Origin of the sequence: Variovorax boronicumulans, from assembly GCF_040544675.1 — a bacterium.
Classification (GTDB): domain Bacteria; phylum Pseudomonadota; class Gammaproteobacteria; order Burkholderiales; family Burkholderiaceae_C; genus Variovorax; species Variovorax boronicumulans_D.
Genome location: NZ_JBEPKK010000023.1, coordinates 1 through 20,304 on the forward strand (window position 1 = coordinate 1; position 20,304 = coordinate 20,304).

Below are 20,304 nucleotides of genomic sequence, written 5' to 3' on the forward strand. Positions count from 1 at the left end.
GCCACGTTGAAGGACCAAATCCCGGCGTTGCTCTGCAGCGTCTGGAATCCGCCCAGGGAGAGTGGCGCAAAGGTGGCCGCGGCGCCGTCCGCGCTTTCGAGGGTCAGAAGGTTGGCTCCGCCTCCGCCACTGATGTTGCCGGTGATCGAGGACCCCGTGTAGACATGCAGCGCATCATTGCCGTTGGCGAAGAAGAGCGATCCGATGACGCTGCCCCTGTTGGTGAAGTCCACGGCCGAGGTGCCGTTCGCGCCGAACACTGCTGCCGTGCCCGGATTGCCGATGCCGGCCACATAGCCCGCTTCCATCGTGCCGGTGTTGACAACGGTGTTGTTGCCAGAGGCCGCCTGGAACCAGATCGCCGCATGCGTCGATCGCACAGTGCCGTGATTGATGATCGTATTGCCGCTGCCGATGGGATTGACCGCCTCGGAATTGCCTGCAGTCCCATCTGCGAAGACGTTCGCGCCCTGCTCGATGGTGAGGGTGCTGTTGCTGTTGAACTCGACGGTATTGGCGCCGATGCCGCCGTATGGACTATCGCCGGAGGCGGAGCTGTTCTGGACCGTGGCGCCATTGCGAACCGTGATGACGGCATTGTTGCCAAGGCTGATTGCGGTGCTGTTGCCTGTGCTGACCAATGCACCTGACTGGACATCCACCGAGGTGTTGTCAGCAGTGGCCGGTCCCGTCCCGACGGTCGTGCCTTGCGTTCCCCCTGCCGCACCGCAGGCGATGGCCGCACCCGTGGCCACGCAATCCGCCGCGGCCGGCATTGACACGGCTGCCAGAGCAACGACCACCGCCGAGGCTGCAGCGCTGGCGGCGGCGCGCGCCTTCGAATGACCGCGGCTCAACTCCGAAGCGACCGTCCATGCCGCAAGAGCATCGTTCCAAACGATGCGAAATACTTTGTTCATGATGTTCCTGGTTGATCCCGCCGCAGCGGTGTAGAGACGCTGTCTCAGCCAAGATCAGGAAGAACGGGTATGCCGAACAACCCTCTGTGCCGGAGCGCCGAGCGTGAGCGCGCAAGCATATGTAACAAGCGCCAGGGGCTGCATGAACATGTTTGACATTGTTTTAACAATGTCGACAACTTCACACAAAACCTGCGATCTTTGACCAGGCATCGTTGCCGTGTTGTCAAAGCGAGACGGGCTTGTAGGTCTAAACAGGGAACGGCGCACAGGCCGGGGCGCACGGCTCGCAGACAGATCGCGTGGTCGAGCCTTGCGTCATGTTGCAGGGCACTGAGTCTGAAGATAGGCGCGACGCTGCCACTGCGCGGGCGATGCCAGTTGCAGTGGTCCTGCGAGCTTGCCAGTCATCGGTTCGGTGAGCTCTGGCAGGGCTAACCGCAAGCCCGCTCGCGCGGCGCCGGTTAGATACGTCTCTGGGCCTTGCGTTGGTCCGCGGTCGGCAGGGTCACAGTGAAACTGTGCTTGTGCGTCCCTCGTGTTCCGCTACGACGAGCAAGGGACAGCGGAGTAATGTCAGCACGCCTCACCCAGTCGCACTGCCGACGGATGGGTACATGGATGGGTAAGGGTATCGAACTGGCCGAGCGTCGATGAGGGACATCGATGGCTGGCGGAGAGTGTGTCCGCACAGTATTCAGCATCCACGCGGGTTACGAGATTATTTTCTCGCTCTCCCCTCATCCCTACCACCATTGGCGATTTCATCAATTGCCCGCAGAACGCATAAATCTTGGCGTTTACGTGACCATGGATTCCCCGCCCGATTGTGACAATACGTTATGAGCGGATGGAGCCCGAATGACTAGTGAAGTGCTAATTCTGAACAAACGAGCCGTAGTCATTGGCGCTGACAGTGCAGTGACAACATCCGGCGGAGGGGGCGAGCACCCTCGCTACTCAAAGACGGCCAACAAAATCTTCGAGCTGACGAAACATGGCTCTGTCGCAGCGGCAATTTATGGCTCTGCGAGCATAGACGAAGTGCCATGGGAGTTGGCATTGAAGATGTTTCGAAGGCACCTCGCGCTTGAGCTTTTTCCGCATGTCAAAGACTATGCAGCAGCGCTTGCGGGTTTTCTACAAGCTCATGCCGTTCTATTTCCACTCTCCTTGAGGGCTGACTGGGCCATCGCGCAGTTTGACAGGGCGATCGCGGAGACGACAAAGCACCTCCTGTCCAAGGCGCCCGAGATCATGGACCTCACCGTGGTAATGGCTGACCGACAAGCCGCTTGGGCGGCTCAGGCGACAGCTTGGGACGTGATCCTTGAGCGCCGGGGAGTAGAAGCTCCGCTGACTCGGGGTCCCCTTGATCAACTGCTAGCGGATCTTGATCTGTGGACGGCTCGCGCTCAAGCCCAGCTTGACGCAGACCCTGTCCTTGCGGCGGTCGACGCTGCGCAACTCGCAGCTCTTGGGCACAAGTTCCGCTACATGCTCCCGGAAATGCTCTTCACTTCGCACTCCGGCATTGCAGTTACCGGCTATGGCGAGATTCAGATATTTCCCGCATACACCAGGCTTGACGTGTTCGGCCACGTCGGTGACGAGCTGTATTTCAAAGTCGGGGGTGAGTACGAGGTTACCCACACGAATCACGCGATGATCCAACCGCTCGCGCAATCTTCAATGATCGATGTGTTCACAGACGGTTTCGGTCAGTCGCTTGAAGAGATCATCAATGCGAAGAGCCGCGATGCGATTGCCGATGTATTCGCCAAGCTTGACGCCGAAGGGATCAACATAGCGCCAGACAGGAGGCAAGAGATTTCTGCTTTGTGCCATGATTCCTTTACGATGGAGTGGAAAAAGGCGAACTGGAAAGAGAACTTCAGCCCCCTGGTGGGGGTCCTACAGAGCTTGAGCGTCGGGGAGATGGCGCATCTTGCTGAATCGCTCCTCGGCCTGCAATCTCTCAAGGAGCGCGTGACGTCAGCCTCGGAAACTGTTGGCGGCCCCATCGACGTGGCGGCCATTTCGAAGAACGAAGGACTTGTCTGGATCAAGCGCAAGCACTACTTCGACCCTGAACTGAACATGCGATACGCGGCAAGACTGAACCACTCGTTTGATTGAGGGAAACCTGATGAGCAAATTCGATCAATATCTCTCCACAAAGCCGCCGGCCAAGCTCGGCGACATTAGCGCGCACACAGGTCATACTGATAGCCGCGTCGCAATGTACAAAGCTTTTGCCGAGGATGAGCGTGCGAAGGACGCACGCACCGAGAGCACGCCGCTGGTCCAATGGGCTCGCAAGGGCGCAAGCCTAAAACAGCGTCTCGTTGCTTCTAAAACGCCTTCCAGTACGAGCCTAGCAAGCATCACACGAAAATAAACGAGTCATCTCTTGGCACGCAGCCCGCCTCGAGCGGGCTTTTTCTCGGGCGACGTTAGCGCAGGTTAGCAACCGCTTGGCCACCATGGCGCCGCAACTTACACCAACAGCGGTTCGGGAGGTGGTGCTGGTGGTACTTTCGGCTTTGCTGCCTTCGGCGGCAGCGGCTCCGGCGTCATCGTGAGCCGATCCGCCGGGTACTGCAGCATGAACTCCCTCGCGTCCTTAGGCGGCACGTCGAGCCAAGGCTCGAACTGGGCCTGCGGCAGGATGACCACCATGCGCTTGTCCTGCATGTGCGGCGGCCGCTTCCGATCCGGGCGGTGCCTGTGCTTGAGCAGCGGATGATCGTCGGCGTTGATTGTGAGCATGGTGAAGCCGAGTTCTCATTCGCCTTTCGCCGGGTTCTTCCGTGGCGACGAACAAGGCCACAATGAAAAACAGCCCCGAAGGGCCGTTCTCTAGGCTGCTTCCAGTTCCGCTTTCTCAGACTCGACCTTGATCTTCGGCGTCCAATGGCCCTGGCTCTCCTTGACGACAATCTTCTGCTTGACTAGGCGTTCGACCGTCTTCACGCGCTCGATCGCTTTGCTGATCGGTTCGTTCCCATCGTTGCAGGCGGCAAACAGCAAGCGGATCAGCTTGTCTGCCCAACGCGGAACCTTGCCGGTTTTCTCCCACCGAGCAACAGACTGGCCATCCGCACCGATCAGCTTCCCGAGTGCTGGCTGGGATAGCAACATCCCGCCCGAACGAACGTAGCGAAACTCTGCACCCGTAAGTGTCCCTGCTTTGCTCGTCAGCGCGATGCAAATAGCACGAGAAAGCCCATCGGCGTCTCTAAACGCGACTGCTTCGCCATAGGGGGTCTTCCTGATTTCGTAGCCGTTAGCAAGCCACACATTGCGGAGTCCGCCGTCTGTGTAGTGATACATGGCTCAATCCTTTTGAATATCCAACACGGTAATAACAACCAAATCCGGCGACGGAAACTCGACCGCGACAACCACTGCTACTTCCATCCCCGCAACGAAACGAGCCATCCGGCAGCGAATTGCCAATGACCGCATGTCAGGTTCGGGCGGGAGAATCAAGTTCCCGCTGGTAAGCACCTCAAACACCATCTGGTCGTTGACGTGACGCTTGCGCATACGCTGTCGCGCGTGAGGCAAAAAAGACACATTCCACGAATCGCTGGCGCTCGTTCGGATGTGTTTTTCGATCTGCCTCTGAGAAGGAGCTGCCAAGCCGGCTACCTATCATTTTGATAGGTCCGATATTACCGTTTTGTTGAGACGATGGGGCTGTTCGTTTGAACAGCCTTGTCAATCAAAGGTCACATGCCCTTTCTGATCGCCCACCTTCGAGACGGCTTTTCAGGGACGCTGCTGTGGCCACCGTCCGGGGCTGCATTGAACAGCTCGACCTGTGGCACCGACAACATCGCCCGCGCCTCTTCGACAGTGCAGGTGAGCCAGCGGTCGAAGTCGTGTGCCTCGACCGGAATGACCGTGCGCTTGTCCTGCTGATCGGCGGGCAGCTTCGGGTCGGGCTTGTGCATGCGACCCATCAGCGGATGGCCATCCGCGTTCATGGTCAGCATGGTGTAGCTGTCCCACACCAGGCCCGTCTCGTGATCTGTCCAGGTGTCCCACAGCCCGGCCAGCCCCCACGGCGCACCATCCGCTCGGCGGAAGCGCCACCAGACGTTCTTCCCTGTCTCCCAGTTCGGCTCGTCATAGCTGGCCGCGGGAATGATGCAGCGCTTGCCCCGCGCCCATGCGTCCCGGTAGGTCGGCGACTTCTCCATGCCTTCCGTGCGCGCGTTGACGGTGCTCAAGCGCTTTCCCTTTTCCTCGCCCTTCTTCGGCTTCGTGGCGGGAACGTTCGAAGTCGACCAGGGCGGAATCATTCCCCACTGCCCCACCACCAGTTCGCGCTCGTACTCGACTTCATCGGCCCGTCGGATAAACGACGCCATCGACAGCGGGAAGACAGCCAGCAGGTTCTTCCAGTCCTTCGGCCGCTGCTTCTTGCGGTCGATGCGCCAGAAATCCTCGATCTCACGGTCTTCAGGGGAGATGTAGCGCGTGCACATTGCGGTGCGCCCTACGGGAGTGAGCTAGGCTCGGTCTTCTTTCGCAACCGATTCAATTCCGTGCGTCCAAGGGGCGTGATTCTCAAAATCACCGCCGCCCGCTCGGGGACGCCCTCACTTTTCGAAGGCGGCAACACAGCCTCGATGAACTCAGCGGCGGCAAGGACCGCTGCGCATTGGATGTCGCCCTCAGATCGCACCGCCAGAGGGAACGAGGCGTCTTCAATACGCCAGAGCAAATCCATTGGCATGCAGGCTCCCTTGCTGGTTTGTGCTTTCGTCGAAATTCACAATCTACTCCACTTCGTTGACTGGCTGAGGCCAATCAACTGCAGCCTCGTCAGGGGGCATCGCTCGCAGGCGTTCGTCGCGCCAGAGATCGCGCGCGACATCCTCCAGTTCAAGGGGGTCGATCGTGTGCCATTGCTGCTGCAACCGGTGCGCGCAGGCGGCGATCCAAACGTTCACTGGCGTGCTGTCCATGGCTTCCATTTTAGGCGGACTACTGTATATTTATCCAGTAATGACACGCAAGTTTTGCGTGGCGCGATGTGGAAACCTAACTGGAGAAAGCCATGAGTAAAGTGAAAGCTGCTCGCAGCGAATGGTTCGACAAGTACATCGATGCGATGCTCCAACTCGAACCCAGGGCCTCGGCTGATGATTTCTGGGAAGAGGCTTGGGAACTCTCCGGCAGTCACGCCGAGGAGAACCCGTCGACGGTCGCGTTCCGGCAGGTATTTCCTGACGGAAAAGCGGAGCCTCGTCCGGGAATGAGCTCACCCGAGTGGATGCAGCCGGGGGTCCAAGCGCCGCCGGGGTGGAGGCTCGAACGTGATGCCTGGCGCAACGATTGAGGAAGAGCTTCTTGAAATGGCGCGGCAGACAGGCGAGCTCGGGCTGCAAGACGCAATGCGCCCCTCTCTGCGAGACTTCGCAGACCGGGTTGCCGGTCGCTGCGCGCGCATAGGCGACTTGTACGGCGACTGGGATCGCAACGCGGGCGATCACATCCGCGCCGTGATGCACGAGATTCAGGAGCTGCCGCCCAAGTCGCAGATCGAGGACGAGCCGTGTTCTTCGCCGAAGTCACGTTCTTGATGCGCGACGGCGTGCGCCTCTTGAAACGCGAGCGCGTGGCGCCGGTGCGTGTGACGGTATTGATCCGCGACTCTGATCGCGACAAGAACAATTCCAAGCGCAACCTGGTTGAGGTGATGCTTTTCGAGCACTGGGGGGTGCCTCAAGCTCGCTCGGCCGGGCGGATCTCCGATCCAGTCATCCTGCCGTACAAAGGGCCTGGATTTCTGCTATCGGGCACGGAACTCGACACACAGACCATCGATGCCCAGTCGCGAACGTGCGAGCACCGGCAGGTGTGGCATGTGTTGCCCATGGCCCGCAGCAAAGACGACTGACGCGCAGGGCCTGCAGCGACAAAACACAGTTGAAACCAAAAGTAGCACATACTTGAGGCATGAAGAATGTCTCGACCTTCTCAGGGCGCCTCATATCCGCGTCGGTGATGGGTAGCCAGCCGACCGTCAAGGACATGATGGTCGCTGGGCAGGTCTACCTCAGCGAACTCGAAGAACAGTTCACGAGCACGCACCACCTGCTTGCCTGCTATTCCGCGTGGAAGGAGAGCGACCTTCTCCAGCCAGCAGAGATGCTTGAAGAACAACTCGATAAGGCCAGGCAATGGATCAAAGCGCACAAACACGCAGATGAACTCGCAAAGCAGTGGCTGAGTGATCCTGGCAATCAATCCTTCGAGCTGAGGATGACTGCGCGCTAAGCCGTCCGCCCCCCCCCCGATCTGAGTAAGACCATGGCGATCAAGCACCTCTCATTGCCGGCACTTCTCCTGTGCTGCGCTTCCATGTACGCTGCGGCAGCCTTTATGGATGGAAACAAGCTTCTCACGGGATTTGAAGGGCACCCGCTCGACGTAGCGGCCTCGCGCGCTTACGTGATGGGCGTCGTCGATTCCGCAGAGTCGCTGAAGGCATTGCCTGGCTCAAACGGCATGTTCTACGCCTGCTTTGACGTGCCAAATAGAGCTACAGCCGGACAACTCGGCGACGTGGTGAAGGTCTGGCTTCAGCAAAATCCGCAGCATCGCCACTTCAACGGCCCCAGCCTAGTCGCCAACGCTTTAGCTACAGCCTATCCCTGCGCGGCGAAGCGCTGAACGTCCATGCCGGCGAGCCGGTGAAGCGTTGACTGCGGTCAGTCGGCGGTGTCTAGCCCTTCGGCGTCTAGATCAAATCTTCCAGGCGGCGGTCGCGGCGGTTATGCAGAGGGCAACCATGCCAGACTCCGCCGGCGCCATCGCGTTGACGCCGTTGCAGACCGCGAGCATCTCTCGCCCCTCGTTTACCACCAAGAGCACATCGCCCACGCCGGCCATCAGGGGCGATACCGGTTCGCCTAGATACTGGCTCGCAAGTTCCTTCAGGCCGCCCGCGCGGGCAATCAGCTTTGCCGCCCCGATCTCACTGGCGTAGGGCGCCGCGCCCGGCATCGGATTGCGGCCGGTCAGCGCCTCGACGGCAGCAGCTGCGAACGAGCAGCAGTCATTCGAGCCCCAGGCAAACGGCATGTTCACGCGCGCATGGGCAAACTCCGAATAGCGCAACTGCCAGTCAGTGAGACGCATCGCCTTAGCCTTCTGCTTCCGATCCGCGCGCAGAGTGCAACACACCCAGGCTCGAGAACTTCGCCTCGTCCTTGGTGAGCTCGCACAGCAGCAGCCTGCCACCAATCGGTGCGTCTGGAACGATCGCTTTGACGCGCTCCCGCTGGAACTTCGCAAGCGACAGCATGAGTTCGGGGGTGTTTGGATCGAACATGTCTTCTTCCCAGTCTTCGGACCATGGGGAGGCGTTCGCATCGACCTCTTCGATCTCGTAGGAGTCCACCTCCGCGCTGCTGCGCGAGGTCGAGAACACCACAGCCGCCATGCGCCCGCGGCTTGCCGAGTAGCCCACCATCGTCACGTTCTGCTCTGCCACGTTGCGATGGTCGTCCTGGTCGATCTGCGTGTTTGGGAACATCTGCGCAGCGTTGGCGCGCATGTAGTCGATCGACTGCGTCATGACGGTAGGCATGTTCTTTTCGATAGTCTCGAAGTCGGATGGCCACGCCATCACCGCGTTTGAGAAGGCGGTGGCCAGCAGAAAGGTTGTGCCGCGTATTGCAAGAACGATATTGCAGTGAGGCAGCAGCGTCATCTTGCTGCCTTCACCGAACTCGCCGTTTGGGTTCCCGGTTTCAGTGTCAACCGAGATGAGTGCGCGATGCGGCGTGAGAGAGATGTTGACCAGACTCATTTGGGACCTTTCAAAGTTGCGCTGCCCATGATGGTCGAGCCGACTGCAATGGCGGTGGCGTTCATGATGAGTACTGCGCCGGTGACGCCGCCGATTGCCGCGCCGAGGTTAGCGATGACTGGGACTAGAGCTTGAGGCATGGTGTCCTTTCAAATAAAAATGCCGGCCACGCGATCGAGCGCACCGAACTTTTTGATGCTTGCGCCTGGCGCGTCCTTGCGCGTGAGCGTGTAGAGCTCGGACTCGCGCGTGGACATGCCGTCAACTGCCACTTCGATGACTCCTTGACCGATGACTTGGGACATTCGTTTCTTTCAGTTGATGTTCGAGTGAGCGTCGTCGCTGGTTGGATCAAGTTGATCCAGGTGTGCGTTGAGTTCGGCCACACCAGCGCCATTTGCGGCGAGAGCCGCCAGGGCTTGCAGGGCCGTCTCGCGCACCTCAGCCTCGTGTCGCAGCGCGGCGGCATGCGCGATCCGATTGAGGCGCCTCTTCACGACGCCCGGCAGAGGCCTCGCCAGGCCACCCGCGTTCAAAGACACCCCTCTGCCTGCGTACCGGGCATCCCACCGGCCACCGCGCGCGGGTCATTCTTCTGGCTCCTGGGCGGAGATCGGCGGCAGGCGAGGCATGTACATAGGCTTGCGGCCGTAGGCGTCGTAGATCAGCGCCGCTTGTTCACGGGTGAGCGTTCCGGTGGCCATGCCTCGAAGCGCACGCGGTCGAAGGTCCGCCCACTTCTGCGGGTCGCCCTTGGCTTCATGCATGGCCCGCATGAGGGCTAAGCCACGCAGTGGGGGTTCATCCGCGGTTGCTCGGCGGGCGCGTGGTCTGCGATCAAGGGTCGGCATTTCAGATCTCCAGGGTTGACGTCAACCGAAGTGCGCGGACGTGCGCGAGGATGGTTCGCCGAGCAGCCTCTTCAGCCTGCAATAGCGGGTTCATGCGCAACTGGCCTTGCGAGCCTGCGACCATCAGGCCGCCCGTCTTGATCGCGCGCTGAATCTCGCGCAGGCGGTCCAGGGTCTCGCAAAGTTGGCACAACAGCGCGAAGTCGGCCGCCGTCTCGAAGGAGTACTCGTCGTTGGTAGCGGTCCAGAGCGCGCGAGCTTCACTGCTCAGGCCAGCGGGCGCTTTGGTCCGAGGGGGTCGTTTTCGAGTCGTCATAGGCCAAAAATCAGGAAAAATGCCCGCGGCACAACGCGCGTGCGGAACCATGTGGTTTCCGGCAGGTCGGGGGCGGCGACTTTTGACCCCCCTACCCACCGCCGGGTGCCCCCTGCCCGCGTCAGGAGGCCGCAGGGCATGCGATCGGCCCGCGCTGAGGGGCTTGTGGCTTCACGCTCGTGGGTGTGCTGGAGGGCTTTGGCCATCTCGACCTACCGGCCTTCGAACGTTCGGAGGTCCGAGCGCGTGATGTGGATCAGGTCGGAGGTCATCAGGTAGGCGTGCCTGTTGGTCAGGCGCATCACCCCGCTGGGCAACTTCTCGACGGTCACGCCGAGCGCGGCCAGCTCGTGCAGGACGTAAGCGCGCCACTCGACCGAGTCCATTACTGCACGGCCTCGTTGATGTCGTTCACCTCCATGACCATGACACCGGGGATGCGGGCCAGGAAGTCAGCCTGCAGGGCCTGCGTCTTGGGCTGGCTGGAGTACTCGATCCGGATAGCTGCTGCCATCGATTCGAGCTCGAGCATCACGTCGGCGGGCAAGGCTGCTTCCAGGCGCATCGCATCGGCGCGGGCAACGCTGTCCATCACCATGTGGCCAAGACGCACAAGCGACTCCGACTGCAACCGATGATCCAGGGCAACGCGCTTCTCGGACCCTTGTTCGACCATAAACAGCTTGTGATGACTGCCGTTCATGCCCACCTGGTCGGACGCCAAGCGGTAGGCATAGTGCGCCCACATCTCGAAGTTGTTGATGCGCGGATCGGCGCCGGCCTTGATTTGCGCCTTGAGCGCGGCGAGCTCGCGGTTGTTCGTGCTGCGGATGCGCGAGCCGGTCGCATCGAGATCGTTAAGTTCCAGGCCGAGTTCGTTGCGGCGCTTCTCGACCAAGAGGATCTCGGCATTGATCTCGGCCTCGCGCTTGCTGCGCATCGTGGTGAACGTCCGAAGGGTGGTGCCCAGTGCGGCCATCTCGGCGATCAGTGCCTGGCGGTCGGCCAGCTCGTTGGCCTCGATCTCGCGCATGGCTTCTTGCACCACGGGTGCAGCCTTGAGACGGTCGAGGAATTGGGTCTGTGCGGATTTCTTGAAGAACATGATGACTCCTTAGTTGACGATTGCTTTGTTGTCGGTGCCGTCGAAGTCACCCAGATCCATGAAGTGCTCGCTGAAATCGGGGCCGCTGATGTGGAAAACAGGACCCCAGGGAGCGCTTTTGCGTTGGACCACGTAGCCCATTTTTTTGATCAGAAGCTGCGCGTCCCGGCGCCGTTGCTCCACCGTGCCGTCTGCACTCTTGGTTTGGGGCTTTGACGACGAACTCACCAGTGTCGAAGTGGGCCTGCCGTACTTCGCTAGTGAGCGAGCGCTCGGCGGGAGGCCGAACTTGATGCGGAGCAGCGAGAGAGTGCCCAGCACGTCGTCCGTGGCGTCGGCTAGGCGCTTGCGCTCGACTTCAAGCAGCGCTTCTTGTTCCAAGACGCGATTCTTGAGGTCTTCAAAGGCTTTGGTCATGGTGACTTTCAATCAATCAGTAGGACTACTTTGCAATGGGTAGATTGGGTAATTAGTCTGGTTACCCAGAATCTTCAGATCGACTTGCGGATGGTTTCGATCGCAGCGGGCGGAAGCTTCTCTCGGTAGGCGATCGCCTTGGCTTTCCCGCGGTTCGTGGGCAGGCGCATTAGGTCCGGCTGGGCTGCCATGTGGCGCCAACGCTCTTTGTCAGCGCTGCTGTACTTGCAGTTCAGGGGCTGCCGAGGCTTGTCACCTTCACCGTCCATGCGCTCAGCAAATTCCAGCAACTCAGCCAGCGCCGCCTGCATCTGACGGATGGTCCCGGCGAAGTCACCGCGCTTCATGGCGCCCCCGGATCACAGGCCCGCGCCCGTGGTTCGTCGTTTCCGGGCGACTCATCGCGCGCCCCTGAAGATCTTCTGCAGCAACTGGCCCTCCAGTGCGACCACCACGGCCTCAATCGTCTCGGCGCAGGGGTTGGAGAGATAGCCGGCGAACGCGAGCCCTACGTTGATGTCGGTCATGCGAGTAGCTCCTTCTGCGCGGGCGTGCTCGGAGCAGTGCTCGAAGCATCCCGTTTTTGGGTGTGTTGAAGCGGCCTGATCTCGGTCCTGCTTTTGTCACGCTCAGTGCGTGACGCATCGCGGACAGAATCAGAGAAATCTGCGCGACGTGGCGTGACAACCGCGCGCGACTCTTCGATCTCGGCCTGGAACTCGGTCGACAGTTCCATCGTGGCGGCGCTGTACCAGATCTCGGTGCTGATGTCGGCGTTCTCGTGGTCTGGGTGTTCCCACAGCCATCGATCCATCTGCGTGATGCGCTCGTGCAGCACTTTCAGCCGGCGGGCCAGCTTGTCGACCATCCGCAATGCGTCCGCTTCCGATGCGGACATTTCGCGGACGAGCCCCAGACTTTCGGCCATGTGACGCAGGTGCAGCGGGTGAATCTGGATGCGGTCCGGCTCGTCCAGGCTGTTCTGCTGCTCCAGTTCGATCAGGCCGTCGTTCGTGCACTCAATGCTCAGTTCTGGAATCTTCATGCTGCCTCCTTCGGCTTCATCGCCAGTGCGGCCAAGAGCTGGCGCTCGGCGTTCTTCAGATCGCGGCGGCGCTTGGTCACGGCAAGACGTCTACATTCGAGCAACCATTCGTGCGCCTCCGCCCAAGAGTCGAAGACCTTTCTGGACAGGCCGAAGATCTGCGGGTTGCGAACCTCAAACGTCTCCAGCGGGCGATGGGAAATCCGATTGATGTGTCGGTTAGCGATCCACTTTTTCATGCTGCCCCCAATACCGCGTGCAGCGACTGGCCGGCCTTGTAGACGCCTTCGCACGCTTGGGCTTTCCACGATGCGCTGGCGGGGTCGGACAGCCCCTCTGCCTTCAGCCACACTTCAACGAAGTCCGCCCGCATGGGCTTGGTCGAATAGTCGACGCGCATGTGGCAGTCGCTCAGGTGGCTGACGAAGAAGAAGCGCGGGTGCCGGGCCGAGGGCTCGACCAGGTAAACATCCGCGATGCGATCCACCGAGCCCCCGATCAAGCAAGCCATCGCTTGGCCCTCGACGGGCATGAAGGCCGGTGGTGGGTTTTGATGCAAGGCAGTCACTGAGACTGCGTGATTCTTTTTCATGATCTTCAATCCTTCGTTCAATGCGTCGTTGCAGGTACTGCAGATGGCTTCTCTAGATGGTGTCCGCGAGACGGACTAGGCGAAGCGTCGAAAGTGGCCTTGATAGGTCCGCGAGACGGACTAGGCGGGGGGTCCTCTAGTCCGCGAGACGGACCAATGACGGCCTTCTCTAGTCCGCCAGACGGACTAAGGCTCGCGTTTTGATAGGCACCGCGCACGAATGACGCGGCGGCCCCTTCGTCGTAGCCCGGCAACCGATCCAGGGCACGCCACGTCACCGCGTACCAACCCGCTCTGTTTGGTCGATGGCCCTTCACCGTCTCGTGAATGAAGCCGGCTTCAAGCAGATCGTTCTTTGCTCGATGAATCACGGCCGCGCTCTGCCAACCGCGCTTTGCCAGGTAGCTGCGCGACGCGAGCAGTCGCCCGTTGTTGTCGCGCACGAACTGACGCGCGATCTCCAACAGCAGCGAGCGTGCCGGGTGGCTGAGGGCGGCGTAAGCGGCGCTGTCCATGACGGACCAGGGCAGCGCGATGAAGCCGCCCGAATCGCGTCCGGTATCGCCCTTCTTGCCGCTATTGCGGCTGTTGGCCATTCGGCTCGGCGATCAGCGAATAGAGGGCCACGCCGTGGTGCTGGAAACCGTCCGAGTCCACCGTGGTCACGCGAGCCGACTCGATCAGGAAGCCGCGCTCCATGAGGTTGAGCACCCGGCCGGCCGGGTGGCTGATACCGCACTGGCGAAGCTCGTGGGTGTGGTGCGGGCGGTGGCGCAGGCGAGCCAGCAGCTTCGCCAATTGCACTTCGGTGGCGGTCGACTTAGACTCGCCCTGCAAGCTGCTGACCTTTGGAGTCCCTGTGCCGCTGGAACCGGCCGAGGATTTCGTCTTTTTGGGCTTCATGCTGGCACCTCCGTCGACGGTTGGTCAAGGCGGTCGAGCCAGGTGTCGGCCTTGTCGATCGTGCTGAAGATCCAGGCGCCGCCGAGGCGGGCGAGGACGACGTTCCCGGCCTCGGTGAGGGTGCACGTCATGCCGGCCAGCGCGGCGCGCGCCTGCAATGTGCTGAGGGCCTTGTCGGCGGTGCTCATGCGCCCACCTTGCTGGCATCTTCGAAGCGCTCTATCGCCTCCATGCGCCAGTACGGCTTCGATGGGCCGAACGGGTATTCAGGCGCGGGGATCACCCCGGCCTTGAGCTTCTCGTAAAACGTGGAGTTGGAGATGCCCCAGCGCTGCCGCAGGCGTGGGCCTTGAATGTAGACCGGGGCTTCCGGCTTGGTGCGATTCAGTTGCATTGCATTCATCCGTACTTGTTTGGATGGATGCAGTGTGTTTTTCCCTTGTCTTGGGGTACAGCCTGTGTGCCGCGCAGGACTCGGGTGCTCTGGCGGAGCCTATGTAGGCTCCGCCGCAGACTTCAGGCTAAAGCCCCTTGAGCCATCCCCGGATCGTGCTGAACTCTCTTGGGAAATCCTTGACGAACCGGATAGCGGCGTCATCTTTGCTCGAAAAGTTCTCTCTCTCAGCGAGATACCGGACTCGCACTTCTTCTCGATAAAGTCGGTTTTCGGCGTGTCGGGCCTCTAGCGCGAATTGCACGCCTTCTTTGGTTCTTTGGCTATGTTCGCGGCTGTATTCCGTGAAGGCGACGAACTCCGACTGTCGCTCAGCGTCAAGAACGAATGTCCAGGCGAGATTCGACTCTCCGCGTCGGAACGCCTTCAATGCTTGCACGCAATAGGCCACGGTGATTTCAAAGCCGACCATAAGGGGCGCCGGCATGTCGCGTCGGTCCTCTTCAGACGTATCTGTTTGCACTTTGACGAATGCTGCGGCCAGACTATCCCCGTCCGTTGCAGCGTTCTCCCACGCCGGCATGAAGTGTTGCTCTAGCACCGCATTTTTGCCGGGTTGACTGCTGGCAAAAAGCCATTGATACCAACCCTCCAAGCGCGCGAGAATCGCGGCCACCTCTGTCTCAGGCGTGCGGGCGCCTCTGTCTGTTTTTCTCATATTGCGTACCTCACGCACCTGTGAAAGTGCCGCGCCAGCCCGCCAGGTTCACAGGTTTTCGGGGATCAGCCTAGGCGCGGCAAAAAAAGGCGAACGTTAGATGATCCGGCCGCCGAGCTCACGGAGCAGCGTTGCCTCGTCCTCGGGGTCCTCATCCGATCGCATGACCGCGCTCCAAGCCACGTTAGCCAGGGCTTCAATGCGGGTCAGGATGCCACGCGATAACAGGCTGATTTCCACGTCGGTGGAGTTGTCGGCGATGTGGGTCCGCAGCATCTGCGAGAGCAGGGTAATCTCTTCGGTCGCGCTGCGCGCCATCGGAAGCAGCGGGCCGACGGGTTGAACCTGCTCAGCCATGGCGCACCCCCCTCGCACGGTTGACGGCCCCGCGGCCGGTGTAGACCTTGTCCACGTAGCCCATGATCTGCACGCCACCGGGCAGCGGGCGCCATTCGTCGATGTCCAGTACCTTCGGACCTTCCAGGGTGTCAGCGAAGCGCCGCACGCCGGTCCAGTCGCCCAGCTGCAGGACGTAGAAACCATCCTTCGATACCGCATGCTGATCGAAGTCGATGCGCAGCAGGTCGCCCGCTTCGATTTCACCGGGAATGGTCGATGCCGACACCTGCACCAGTTGCAAGCCGACCGCGCACACAGCGACCGTTTCGATTTGAATAAGGTCAGTCATGGCCGGCCTCCAGGAGTGTGGCGGTGTCTGCGATTTCGCGGATGGTGCTTCGGTGCTTCAGAAGAAGCAACTCCATGCCGTCTGCAGTTTCGCCATCCCAGCAGGCAGAGGCGTATGCCACTTTGTGGTCGGTGAGGCGCTTCTGAAATTCGAGGTCAACTTCGGCGAGCATCCGCACTCTCTCGATGAGTGCTCGAGCCTCGCAGATCCAGAGCATGAGGCTGGCGATGTTGTATGCCTCGTAGGCGTTGCACGACAGGTCGCTGAAAGTGCGACTAGTGATATTCTCGGATTTAGCCATGATGTGTGCGTCCTTCCAGGTTTGCACGTTGTGGTTAGAGCCTGCGTCGGATTGCCGTCCTTCGCGGGCTCGCCTTTTAGTGCTGCAGATTAAAGGTGCACCCGGTGCACCTTTACGCCCTGCAGCGCGGCGTTCATTCCTCCGGTAGCTTGGCCTTGTCGATGCGCTCTCGCACCCATACAGGACCGCCCAGTTTGGCCAGCTTCTCTCGCTGCTTAGCCGTCATGCGCAGCGTCACAGGCACCGTGTCGGCGCCCTCCTCCAGCCTTGGGCGGCCGGCCTTGCGTTCGGTTTTTTTAACTAACACCATGGAAATAATGTAGCCGCTTATGTATTCCTTTTGTGTTCTATTTTGTAATCGCAAACCCTAATCGACTAGATGCCTGCGCCGAAGCCCAAGAGCGGATGACTTCCTTATCGATCACGCTTGATCGTCGTGCGCCAGCGGTGGTCAGCCTTTGGACCACCAGTGAGCACTCGGGCGGCGCGCTCCATCGCGCTCAATGGAGCAGACGGTGGGGCCTCAGCATCGTCTTCGCTGCGTGGCGGCAAGCCGCGCTGCGCGAGATTACTATTCGAACGCTCAGCGGCTTGGGTCTCGATGAACGGAACGTCGAGCGAGCCTTTCATGATGGCAGACAGTTGCACCTCGAGCCGCGTGATGTCGATCACTCGATCGGCCAACGCACATTTGAGCCTGATCCGATCAATGTCGGCATCCGTCGGATTCCCTTTCAGCGCTTCAAGTTCATCAAAGAGGAGTGCCCGAAGATCGGCGATGTTCGGCATCGATAAGTCCTTTCTTAAGCCTTGTGTTGATGGTTATCAAATCGCGCAGGTCTTGGGGAAAGAGATGGTGGGCGCGGCCAATGCTGATGTAGTAACTCGGTGACCTGCGAATTTTGTGCTCCAACTTTGCACGCAATCTGACTGCCGAAATAGTTCGGTCCAGCGCTATCGCAATGTCGCTGAGCTTGTCCGTCTGCCAAGCTAACAAAAGATAGGTGTCCTCAGTTTCCGTCCATCGGCGAGGTGCAACGGTCCGGGATAAGCGCAACTCTCGGATTCTTCCCTTGATCGCTTGCTTTGTCCGGCCGAGATGATCCGCAATTTGCTGATTGGACAAGACTCCATGTTTTTCTCTCAGAAATGTGTCTTCCTCATCTCTCCAACGGCGGTTCGGTCGAATCCGAATGCCCAGAAAATACGACATCCACCTGATCGAGCCGCGTGTACGCCCCAATAGGTGTGCGATGTCTTGCGAGGCTACTCGCCCGCGCATGTCCTTCAACAAAGCCACTTCTTCCACGGTCCACAACCTGGTCACATGCTTCAATTTGCCCACCTTGGTTTTATCGAGCTAGTTGACGTCGATCACGAAGCGCAATCGACGCGGCGGAAGAGCGGAGTATCGAGCGCCGCCGTGACCACAGTTCACCTTTATTGAGCGCAGTTAGGCAATAACAGTTAACCGGCCTTCGGGATCGTGTCGCAAAAGTCGGCCCATGACTGCATCATCTTGAGCCGCTTGGCCAGCATGTCGCCGCGGCGGTAGGCTGCCTCGACCGCTGAGTCGATCGTGTGCGCAAGCGCCATCTCTGCCATTTCGCCGGAGAAGGTCGTCTTCTCCGAAGCCCAGTCCCGGAACGTGCTCCGGCAGCCGTGAGGCACACACACCCTGCCCTTGGCATCCTTGTAGTCCATCCGTCGCATGCAGGCGCTCAAGGACATATCCGAGAGCGGTTGTAGCGGCTTGCGCCCCGGGAACACGAGTTCAGAGCCTTCGATGCGCGGAACTGCCTCCAGCAGCTTGAGCGCCTGCTTCGACAGCGGCACGCGGTGTTCTTTCTTCGCCTTCATGCGCTCCGCCGGCACCGTCCAGAGCTTGGCCTGCAGGTCGATCTCATCCCAACGAGCCCCGCGCACTTCGCCGGATCGCGCGGCGGTAAGCACGGCAAGCTCAAGGGCTCGCGCGCTCATGCCTTCAACCTGGCGCAAGTCCGCCATGAAGGCGCCCACGTCAGCGAGTTGGAGCGCCGGATGGTGCGTCACCTTCTTGATCTTCCGCGGGCGGCCGAGAAGCTGGTCGAGGTGGCCACGCCAGCGGGCCGGGTTCTCGCCCTTGCGATAGCCGCGCACGGTCGCCCAGTCCAGCACGGTCTCGATGCGGCCACGCAGCCGGGAGGCGGTTTCAGTCTTCGTGGTCCAAATGGCCTCCAGCACCGTCAGTACATGCGATAGCTCGATGTCCTGCACGAGCATCTGTCCGATCGTCGGCTTTGCGTACAGGTCGAGCGTGCTGCTCCACTGCGCGCGGTGCTTGGCGTTCTTCCACTCGCCGGATTTGGCCTTCAGGTAGGCGTCGACACACTGCTCGAAGGTCCGAGCCTTGGCGCTGGCAGCCGCAACGGCGCTGCGGGCCGCTTGGCGGGCATGGATGGGGTCTTCCCCTGCGTGGATCTTGTCGCGCGCAGCCCTGGCCCGTTCTCGGGCTTGCGCAAGGCTCACGTCGGGGAAGCCCCCGAGCCCCATATCGCGGATCTTGCCGGCCACGGTTGCACGCAGCACCCAGGATCGAGCCCCGGCGTCATTGATTTTCAGCTTGAGGCCAGCGACGCCGCCGACGGCGTGCGCCCCGGGCTTTACCAGCCGGCTGACCGCCAGGGCGCCAAGCTCTGCCGCTTTCTTAGGCATATCGTCCTTTCCACTATCCTTGCCACCAAAGATTATGCGATTGGAACGAATCAAGCTGGATTGTTTCGGAGCCTGCTTTCGAGGTTTCCCCTCTGAAAAGCGCCAAAACTCGGACGGTTTTGGAATCTGCCGGATGCGCAAGCGGCGGAGAGTGTGAGATTCGAACTCACGGACGCTTTCACGTCGGCAGTTTTCAAGACTGCTGGTTTAAACCACTCACCCAACTCTCCGGAGCCGGCGATTTTAAGCCGACGGCGCTACCTCAATCGTCATCGGGCAGGAACAGCGTCTGCAGGTCGCTCAAAAAGTCCAGGCCTCGCTCGGTAGGCCACACCCGAAACAGGTCGCGCGCCACGAGCCCTTTGCGCTCGGCCTCTTCGAGACCGCGTTGAATGGACGTCATCGCAAGCCCCGTGCGCTCGCTGAACTGCGGCAGCGTGAACCCCGCCTTCAGCCGCAGCGCGTTGAGCATGAACTCGAACGGCAGATCGGCCAGCGCCACCTCGTCGCTCTGCGACACGGCCGCGCCGGCACGCGCGTTGTCCATGTACAGGCGCGGCTCGCGATAGCGCACCTGCCGCACGATGCGGTGGGCAAAACTCAGCTTGCTGTGCGCGCCGGCGCCGATGCCCAGGTAATCGCCGAACTGCCAGTAATTGAGGTTGTGCGCGCACTGATGCCCGTCGCGCGCATAGGCCGACACCTCGTAGCGCGACATGCCGCTCTGGCCGGTCCGCTCGGTGATGCGGTCGAGCATGGCGTAGGCGATGTCGTCTTCGGGCAGCGTCGGCGGAAACTTTGCGAACCAAGTGTTGGGCTCGATGGTGAGGTGATAAACAGAGATGTGCGGCGGCGCAAGCGCCAGGGCCTGCGACAGGTCGGCCTCCAGATGCTGGAGGGTCTGGCCGGGCAGCGCGTACATCAGGTCGAGGTTGAAGGTATCGAAGGCGCTCGCGGCCTCCTCCACCGCGGCGATGGCCTGGGCGCGGTCGTGCACGCGGCCCAGGGCTGTCAGGTGCTCGTCATTGAAGCTCTGCACGCCGACCGACAGGCGCGTGACACCGGCCGCACGATACGCGCGGAAGCGGTTGCGTTCGAAAGTGCCGGGGTTGGCCTCGAGCGATATCTCGCAGTCGGGCGCGAGTTTCAGTCGCGCGCGCACATCGCCCAGCAAACGGTCGATGGCCTGCGGCGAGAACAGGCTGGGCGTGCCGCCGCCGATGAAGATGGTGTGGACGGTGCGACCCCAAATCAGCGGCAGCGCGGCGTCCAGGTCGGCCACGAGCGCGTCGATGTAGGCCGCCTCGGGAATGCCCTCTGCATCGGCCGCGGTCGTTGCGCGCCACTCGTGCGAATTGAAGTCGCAGTAGGGGCACTTGCGCAGGCACCACGGCAGATGGATGTAGAGCGACAGCGGCGGCAGCGCCGAGAGCTGCAGCGGGCCGGGCCGCATCCAGTGCAGCACATCGTTGGCCTGCGGCGCGCCCGTGGGCTGCGCCTGCAGGATCGGGAAGACAGTGGCCATC

The 20,304-nt window shown here is 60.9% G+C and carries 40 protein-coding genes and 1 tRNA gene; 6 read left to right on the forward strand and 35 right to left on the reverse strand.

What is annotated here, in order from left to right; genetic code table 11:
- The coding region (locus ABIC90_RS25940; protein ID WP_354359369.1) for an ESPR domain-containing protein at positions 1-920 on the reverse strand (920 nt) is incomplete at its 3' end.
- Positions 921-1,781: 861 nt separating this feature from the next.
- Here ABIC90_RS25940 and ABIC90_RS25945 point away from each other — a divergent pair.
- On the forward strand, positions 1,782-3,059 hold the full coding sequence (locus ABIC90_RS25945) for a hypothetical protein (RefSeq protein ID WP_354359371.1): 1,278 nt from the start codon (positions 1,782-1,784) through the stop codon (positions 3,057-3,059).
- A gap of 10 nt (positions 3,060-3,069) precedes the next feature.
- Positions 3,070-3,321, forward strand: coding sequence for a hypothetical protein (locus ABIC90_RS25950; RefSeq protein ID WP_354359373.1), 252 nt, complete (start codon positions 3,070-3,072; stop codon positions 3,319-3,321).
- A gap of 98 nt (positions 3,322-3,419) precedes the next feature.
- On the opposite strand, the gene ABIC90_RS25955 is transcribed toward ABIC90_RS25950, so the two are convergent.
- The 5 genes from ABIC90_RS25955 to ABIC90_RS25975 all read right to left on the reverse strand — a co-directional run bounded on the left by ABIC90_RS25955 (position 3,420) and on the right by ABIC90_RS25975 (position 5,902).
- Positions 3,420-3,692: a hypothetical protein gene (locus ABIC90_RS25955; protein ID WP_354359375.1), complete on the reverse strand. Its 273-nt coding sequence runs from the start codon at positions 3,690-3,692 to the stop codon at positions 3,420-3,422.
- A 90-nt stretch (positions 3,693-3,782) separates the two neighbouring features.
- On the reverse strand, positions 3,783-4,256 hold the full coding sequence (locus ABIC90_RS25960; RefSeq protein WP_354359377.1) for a hypothetical protein: 474 nt from the start codon (positions 4,254-4,256) through the stop codon (positions 3,783-3,785).
- A gap of 3 nt (positions 4,257-4,259) precedes the next feature.
- Positions 4,260-4,502, reverse strand: a complete 243-nt coding sequence (locus ABIC90_RS25965) for a DUF4258 domain-containing protein (protein ID WP_354359491.1) — start codon at positions 4,500-4,502, stop codon at positions 4,260-4,262.
- A 155-nt stretch (positions 4,503-4,657) separates the two neighbouring features.
- Complete coding sequence (locus tag ABIC90_RS25970) at positions 4,658-5,419, reverse strand: SOS response-associated peptidase (RefSeq protein ID WP_354359379.1); 762 nt, start codon at positions 5,417-5,419, stop codon at positions 4,658-4,660.
- A gap of 294 nt (positions 5,420-5,713) precedes the next feature.
- The gene (locus ABIC90_RS25975; protein WP_354359381.1) at positions 5,714-5,902 is read right to left on the reverse strand and encodes a hypothetical protein; all 189 of its coding nucleotides are present in this window, start codon (positions 5,900-5,902) and stop codon (positions 5,714-5,716) included.
- Positions 5,903-5,994: 92 nt separating this feature from the next.
- Between ABIC90_RS25975 and ABIC90_RS25980 the strand changes: the two genes are divergently transcribed.
- The 4 genes from ABIC90_RS25980 (at position 5,995) to ABIC90_RS25995 (ending at position 7,613) form a co-directional block, all read left to right on the forward strand.
- Positions 5,995-6,276: a hypothetical protein gene (locus tag ABIC90_RS25980; protein WP_354359383.1), complete on the forward strand. Its 282-nt coding sequence runs from the start codon at positions 5,995-5,997 to the stop codon at positions 6,274-6,276.
- A gap of 216 nt (positions 6,277-6,492) precedes the next feature.
- On the forward strand, positions 6,493-6,837 hold the full coding sequence (locus ABIC90_RS25985; RefSeq protein ID WP_354359385.1) for a hypothetical protein: 345 nt from the start codon (positions 6,493-6,495) through the stop codon (positions 6,835-6,837).
- A 59-nt stretch (positions 6,838-6,896) separates the two neighbouring features.
- On the forward strand, positions 6,897-7,217 hold the full coding sequence (locus ABIC90_RS25990) for a hypothetical protein (protein WP_354359387.1): 321 nt from the start codon (positions 6,897-6,899) through the stop codon (positions 7,215-7,217).
- Positions 7,218-7,250: 33 nt separating this feature from the next.
- The gene (locus ABIC90_RS25995) at positions 7,251-7,613 is read left to right on the forward strand and encodes a Rap1a/Tai family immunity protein (protein WP_354359389.1); all 363 of its coding nucleotides are present in this window, start codon (positions 7,251-7,253) and stop codon (positions 7,611-7,613) included.
- A gap of 72 nt (positions 7,614-7,685) precedes the next feature.
- Here ABIC90_RS25995 and ABIC90_RS26000 read toward each other — a convergent pair whose 3' ends face one another.
- The 29 genes from ABIC90_RS26000 to hemW all read right to left on the reverse strand — a co-directional run bounded on the left by ABIC90_RS26000 (position 7,686) and on the right by hemW (position 20,303).
- The gene (locus ABIC90_RS26000; RefSeq protein WP_354359391.1) at positions 7,686-8,081 is read right to left on the reverse strand and encodes a DUF6950 family protein; all 396 of its coding nucleotides are present in this window, start codon (positions 8,079-8,081) and stop codon (positions 7,686-7,688) included.
- A gap of 4 nt (positions 8,082-8,085) precedes the next feature.
- On the reverse strand, positions 8,086-8,754 hold the full coding sequence (locus tag ABIC90_RS26005; RefSeq protein WP_354359393.1) for a hypothetical protein: 669 nt from the start codon (positions 8,752-8,754) through the stop codon (positions 8,086-8,088).
- The gene (locus ABIC90_RS26010) at positions 8,751-8,894 is read right to left on the reverse strand and encodes a hypothetical protein (protein WP_354359395.1); all 144 of its coding nucleotides are present in this window, start codon (positions 8,892-8,894) and stop codon (positions 8,751-8,753) included. The genes ABIC90_RS26005 and ABIC90_RS26010 overlap by 4 nt, the downstream gene beginning before the upstream one ends.
- 9 nt (positions 8,895-8,903) lie before the next feature.
- Positions 8,904-9,059, reverse strand: a complete 156-nt coding sequence (locus tag ABIC90_RS26015; RefSeq protein WP_354359397.1) for a hypothetical protein — start codon at positions 9,057-9,059, stop codon at positions 8,904-8,906.
- A gap of 9 nt (positions 9,060-9,068) precedes the next feature.
- Positions 9,069-9,296: a hypothetical protein gene (locus ABIC90_RS26020; protein ID WP_354359399.1), complete on the reverse strand. Its 228-nt coding sequence runs from the start codon at positions 9,294-9,296 to the stop codon at positions 9,069-9,071.
- 45 nt (positions 9,297-9,341) lie between these two features.
- Complete coding sequence (locus ABIC90_RS26025) at positions 9,342-9,521, reverse strand: hypothetical protein (protein WP_354359401.1); 180 nt, start codon at positions 9,519-9,521, stop codon at positions 9,342-9,344.
- 85 nt (positions 9,522-9,606) lie between these two features.
- The gene (locus tag ABIC90_RS26030) at positions 9,607-9,921 is read right to left on the reverse strand and encodes a P27 family phage terminase small subunit (RefSeq protein ID WP_354359403.1); all 315 of its coding nucleotides are present in this window, start codon (positions 9,919-9,921) and stop codon (positions 9,607-9,609) included.
- A gap of 212 nt (positions 9,922-10,133) precedes the next feature.
- Complete coding sequence (locus ABIC90_RS26035; protein WP_354359405.1) at positions 10,134-10,307, reverse strand: hypothetical protein; 174 nt, start codon at positions 10,305-10,307, stop codon at positions 10,134-10,136.
- Complete coding sequence (locus ABIC90_RS26040) at positions 10,307-11,026, reverse strand: hypothetical protein (RefSeq protein ID WP_354359407.1); 720 nt, start codon at positions 11,024-11,026, stop codon at positions 10,307-10,309. The genes ABIC90_RS26035 and ABIC90_RS26040 overlap by 1 nt, the downstream gene beginning before the upstream one ends.
- A gap of 9 nt (positions 11,027-11,035) precedes the next feature.
- Complete coding sequence (locus ABIC90_RS26045) at positions 11,036-11,443, reverse strand: hypothetical protein (protein WP_354359409.1); 408 nt, start codon at positions 11,441-11,443, stop codon at positions 11,036-11,038.
- A 74-nt stretch (positions 11,444-11,517) separates the two neighbouring features.
- Positions 11,518-11,790 (reverse strand): hypothetical protein, encoded by a 273-nt coding sequence (locus tag ABIC90_RS26050; protein WP_354359411.1) that lies wholly within the window; start codon positions 11,788-11,790, stop codon positions 11,518-11,520.
- Positions 11,791-11,841: 51 nt separating this feature from the next.
- Positions 11,842-11,970 carry a hypothetical protein gene (locus ABIC90_RS26055; RefSeq protein ID WP_354359413.1) on the reverse strand — a complete coding sequence of 43 codons (129 nt, stop codon included), beginning with the start codon at positions 11,968-11,970 and terminating at the stop codon, positions 11,842-11,844.
- On the reverse strand, positions 11,967-12,488 hold the full coding sequence (locus tag ABIC90_RS26060) for a hypothetical protein (protein ID WP_354359415.1): 522 nt from the start codon (positions 12,486-12,488) through the stop codon (positions 11,967-11,969). The genes ABIC90_RS26055 and ABIC90_RS26060 overlap by 4 nt, the downstream gene beginning before the upstream one ends.
- On the reverse strand, positions 12,485-12,727 hold the full coding sequence (locus ABIC90_RS26065) for a hypothetical protein (protein ID WP_354359417.1): 243 nt from the start codon (positions 12,725-12,727) through the stop codon (positions 12,485-12,487). Before ABIC90_RS26065 ends, ABIC90_RS26060 begins: the two co-directional genes overlap by 4 nt.
- Positions 12,724-13,080, reverse strand: coding sequence for a hypothetical protein (locus tag ABIC90_RS26070; RefSeq protein ID WP_354359419.1), 357 nt, complete (start codon positions 13,078-13,080; stop codon positions 12,724-12,726). Before ABIC90_RS26070 ends, ABIC90_RS26065 begins: the two co-directional genes overlap by 4 nt.
- A gap of 17 nt (positions 13,081-13,097) precedes the next feature.
- The gene (locus ABIC90_RS26075; protein ID WP_354359420.1) at positions 13,098-13,676 is read right to left on the reverse strand and encodes a hypothetical protein; all 579 of its coding nucleotides are present in this window, start codon (positions 13,674-13,676) and stop codon (positions 13,098-13,100) included.
- Positions 13,657-13,983: a helix-turn-helix domain-containing protein gene (locus tag ABIC90_RS26080; protein WP_354359421.1), complete on the reverse strand. Its 327-nt coding sequence runs from the start codon at positions 13,981-13,983 to the stop codon at positions 13,657-13,659. Before ABIC90_RS26080 ends, ABIC90_RS26075 begins: the two co-directional genes overlap by 20 nt.
- On the reverse strand, positions 13,980-14,171 hold the full coding sequence (locus tag ABIC90_RS26085; protein WP_354359422.1) for a hypothetical protein: 192 nt from the start codon (positions 14,169-14,171) through the stop codon (positions 13,980-13,982). Before ABIC90_RS26085 ends, ABIC90_RS26080 begins: the two co-directional genes overlap by 4 nt.
- Complete coding sequence (locus ABIC90_RS26090) at positions 14,168-14,377, reverse strand: helix-turn-helix transcriptional regulator (protein ID WP_354359424.1); 210 nt, start codon at positions 14,375-14,377, stop codon at positions 14,168-14,170. Before ABIC90_RS26090 ends, ABIC90_RS26085 begins: the two co-directional genes overlap by 4 nt.
- A 127-nt stretch (positions 14,378-14,504) precedes the next feature.
- Positions 14,505-15,053, reverse strand: a complete 549-nt coding sequence (locus ABIC90_RS26095) for a hypothetical protein (RefSeq protein ID WP_354359426.1) — start codon at positions 15,051-15,053, stop codon at positions 14,505-14,507.
- Between the two features lie 138 nt (positions 15,054-15,191).
- Positions 15,192-15,452, reverse strand: a complete 261-nt coding sequence (locus tag ABIC90_RS26100; RefSeq protein WP_354359428.1) for a hypothetical protein — start codon at positions 15,450-15,452, stop codon at positions 15,192-15,194.
- Positions 15,445-15,783 (reverse strand): hypothetical protein, encoded by a 339-nt coding sequence (locus ABIC90_RS26105; protein ID WP_354359430.1) that lies wholly within the window; start codon positions 15,781-15,783, stop codon positions 15,445-15,447. Before ABIC90_RS26105 ends, ABIC90_RS26100 begins: the two co-directional genes overlap by 8 nt.
- Positions 15,776-16,084: a hypothetical protein gene (locus ABIC90_RS26110; protein WP_354359432.1), complete on the reverse strand. Its 309-nt coding sequence runs from the start codon at positions 16,082-16,084 to the stop codon at positions 15,776-15,778. Before ABIC90_RS26110 ends, ABIC90_RS26105 begins: the two co-directional genes overlap by 8 nt.
- 133 nt (positions 16,085-16,217) lie before the next feature.
- On the reverse strand, positions 16,218-16,394 hold the full coding sequence (locus tag ABIC90_RS26115; protein WP_354359434.1) for a hypothetical protein: 177 nt from the start codon (positions 16,392-16,394) through the stop codon (positions 16,218-16,220).
- Positions 16,395-16,498: 104 nt separating this feature from the next.
- Positions 16,499-16,873 (reverse strand): hypothetical protein, encoded by a 375-nt coding sequence (locus ABIC90_RS26120; RefSeq protein ID WP_354359436.1) that lies wholly within the window; start codon positions 16,871-16,873, stop codon positions 16,499-16,501.
- Positions 16,836-17,420 carry a hypothetical protein gene (locus tag ABIC90_RS26125; protein ID WP_354359438.1) on the reverse strand — a complete coding sequence of 195 codons (585 nt, stop codon included), beginning with the start codon at positions 17,418-17,420 and terminating at the stop codon, positions 16,836-16,838. Before ABIC90_RS26125 ends, ABIC90_RS26120 begins: the two co-directional genes overlap by 38 nt.
- Before the next feature lie 131 nt (positions 17,421-17,551).
- The gene (locus ABIC90_RS26130; protein ID WP_354359440.1) at positions 17,552-18,778 is read right to left on the reverse strand and encodes a tyrosine-type recombinase/integrase; all 1,227 of its coding nucleotides are present in this window, start codon (positions 18,776-18,778) and stop codon (positions 17,552-17,554) included.
- A gap of 145 nt (positions 18,779-18,923) precedes the next feature.
- A tRNA-Ser gene (locus ABIC90_RS26135) sits at positions 18,924-19,008 on the reverse strand.
- 32 nt (positions 19,009-19,040) lie between these two features.
- Positions 19,041-20,303 (reverse strand): radical SAM family heme chaperone HemW, encoded by a 1,263-nt coding sequence (gene hemW / locus ABIC90_RS26140; RefSeq protein ID WP_354359442.1) that lies wholly within the window; start codon positions 20,301-20,303, stop codon positions 19,041-19,043.
- Position 20,304 lies beyond the last annotated feature (1 nt).

Coding starts and splice junctions, on each gene's coding strand:
- ABIC90_RS25945 (WP_354359371.1), top strand. CDS start 1,782: ATGACTAGTGAAGTGCTAATTCTGAACAAACGAGCCGTAGTCATTGGC.
- ABIC90_RS25950 (WP_354359373.1), top strand. CDS start 3,070: ATGAGCAAATTCGATCAATATCTCTCCACAAAGCCGCCGGCCAAGCTC.
- ABIC90_RS25955 (WP_354359375.1), bottom strand. CDS start 3,692: ATGCTCACAATCAACGCCGACGATCATCCGCTGCTCAAGCACAGGCAC.
- ABIC90_RS25960 (WP_354359377.1), bottom strand. CDS start 4,256: ATGTATCACTACACAGACGGCGGACTCCGCAATGTGTGGCTTGCTAAC.
- ABIC90_RS25970 (WP_354359379.1), bottom strand. CDS start 5,419: ATGTGCACGCGCTACATCTCCCCTGAAGACCGTGAGATCGAGGATTTC.
- ABIC90_RS25975 (WP_354359381.1), bottom strand. CDS start 5,902: ATGGACAGCACGCCAGTGAACGTTTGGATCGCCGCCTGCGCGCACCGG.
- ABIC90_RS25980 (WP_354359383.1), top strand. CDS start 5,995: ATGAGTAAAGTGAAAGCTGCTCGCAGCGAATGGTTCGACAAGTACATC.
- ABIC90_RS25990 (WP_354359387.1), top strand. CDS start 6,897: ATGAAGAATGTCTCGACCTTCTCAGGGCGCCTCATATCCGCGTCGGTG.
- ABIC90_RS25995 (WP_354359389.1), top strand. CDS start 7,251: ATGGCGATCAAGCACCTCTCATTGCCGGCACTTCTCCTGTGCTGCGCT.
- ABIC90_RS26000 (WP_354359391.1), bottom strand. CDS start 8,081: ATGCGTCTCACTGACTGGCAGTTGCGCTATTCGGAGTTTGCCCATGCG.
- ABIC90_RS26005 (WP_354359393.1), bottom strand. CDS start 8,754: ATGAGTCTGGTCAACATCTCTCTCACGCCGCATCGCGCACTCATCTCG.
- ABIC90_RS26010 (WP_354359395.1), bottom strand. CDS start 8,894: ATGCCTCAAGCTCTAGTCCCAGTCATCGCTAACCTCGGCGCGGCAATC.
- ABIC90_RS26015 (WP_354359397.1), bottom strand. CDS start 9,059: ATGTCCCAAGTCATCGGTCAAGGAGTCATCGAAGTGGCAGTTGACGGC.
- ABIC90_RS26025 (WP_354359401.1), bottom strand. CDS start 9,521: ATGCATGAAGCCAAGGGCGACCCGCAGAAGTGGGCGGACCTTCGACCG.
- ABIC90_RS26030 (WP_354359403.1), bottom strand. CDS start 9,921: ATGACGACTCGAAAACGACCCCCTCGGACCAAAGCGCCCGCTGGCCTG.
- ABIC90_RS26035 (WP_354359405.1), bottom strand. CDS start 10,307: ATGGACTCGGTCGAGTGGCGCGCTTACGTCCTGCACGAGCTGGCCGCG.
- ABIC90_RS26040 (WP_354359407.1), bottom strand. CDS start 11,026: ATGTTCTTCAAGAAATCCGCACAGACCCAATTCCTCGACCGTCTCAAG.
- ABIC90_RS26045 (WP_354359409.1), bottom strand. CDS start 11,443: ATGACCAAAGCCTTTGAAGACCTCAAGAATCGCGTCTTGGAACAAGAA.
- ABIC90_RS26050 (WP_354359411.1), bottom strand. CDS start 11,790: ATGAAGCGCGGTGACTTCGCCGGGACCATCCGTCAGATGCAGGCGGCG.
- ABIC90_RS26055 (WP_354359413.1), bottom strand. CDS start 11,970: ATGACCGACATCAACGTAGGGCTCGCGTTCGCCGGCTATCTCTCCAAC.
- ABIC90_RS26060 (WP_354359415.1), bottom strand. CDS start 12,488: ATGAAGATTCCAGAACTGAGCATTGAGTGCACGAACGACGGCCTGATC.
- ABIC90_RS26065 (WP_354359417.1), bottom strand. CDS start 12,727: ATGAAAAAGTGGATCGCTAACCGACACATCAATCGGATTTCCCATCGC.
- ABIC90_RS26070 (WP_354359419.1), bottom strand. CDS start 13,080: ATGAAAAAGAATCACGCAGTCTCAGTGACTGCCTTGCATCAAAACCCA.
- ABIC90_RS26075 (WP_354359420.1), bottom strand. CDS start 13,676: ATGGCCAACAGCCGCAATAGCGGCAAGAAGGGCGATACCGGACGCGAT.
- ABIC90_RS26080 (WP_354359421.1), bottom strand. CDS start 13,983: ATGAAGCCCAAAAAGACGAAATCCTCGGCCGGTTCCAGCGGCACAGGG.
- ABIC90_RS26085 (WP_354359422.1), bottom strand. CDS start 14,171: ATGAGCACCGCCGACAAGGCCCTCAGCACATTGCAGGCGCGCGCCGCG.
- ABIC90_RS26090 (WP_354359424.1), bottom strand. CDS start 14,377: ATGCAACTGAATCGCACCAAGCCGGAAGCCCCGGTCTACATTCAAGGC.
- ABIC90_RS26100 (WP_354359428.1), bottom strand. CDS start 15,452: ATGGCTGAGCAGGTTCAACCCGTCGGCCCGCTGCTTCCGATGGCGCGC.
- ABIC90_RS26105 (WP_354359430.1), bottom strand. CDS start 15,783: ATGACTGACCTTATTCAAATCGAAACGGTCGCTGTGTGCGCGGTCGGC.
- ABIC90_RS26110 (WP_354359432.1), bottom strand. CDS start 16,084: ATGGCTAAATCCGAGAATATCACTAGTCGCACTTTCAGCGACCTGTCG.
- ABIC90_RS26115 (WP_354359434.1), bottom strand. CDS start 16,394: ATGGTGTTAGTTAAAAAAACCGAACGCAAGGCCGGCCGCCCAAGGCTG.
- ABIC90_RS26120 (WP_354359436.1), bottom strand. CDS start 16,873: ATGCCGAACATCGCCGATCTTCGGGCACTCCTCTTTGATGAACTTGAA.
- ABIC90_RS26130 (WP_354359440.1), bottom strand. CDS start 18,778: ATGCCTAAGAAAGCGGCAGAGCTTGGCGCCCTGGCGGTCAGCCGGCTG.
- hemW (WP_354359442.1), bottom strand. CDS start 20,303: ATGGCCACTGTCTTCCCGATCCTGCAGGCGCAGCCCACGGGCGCGCCG.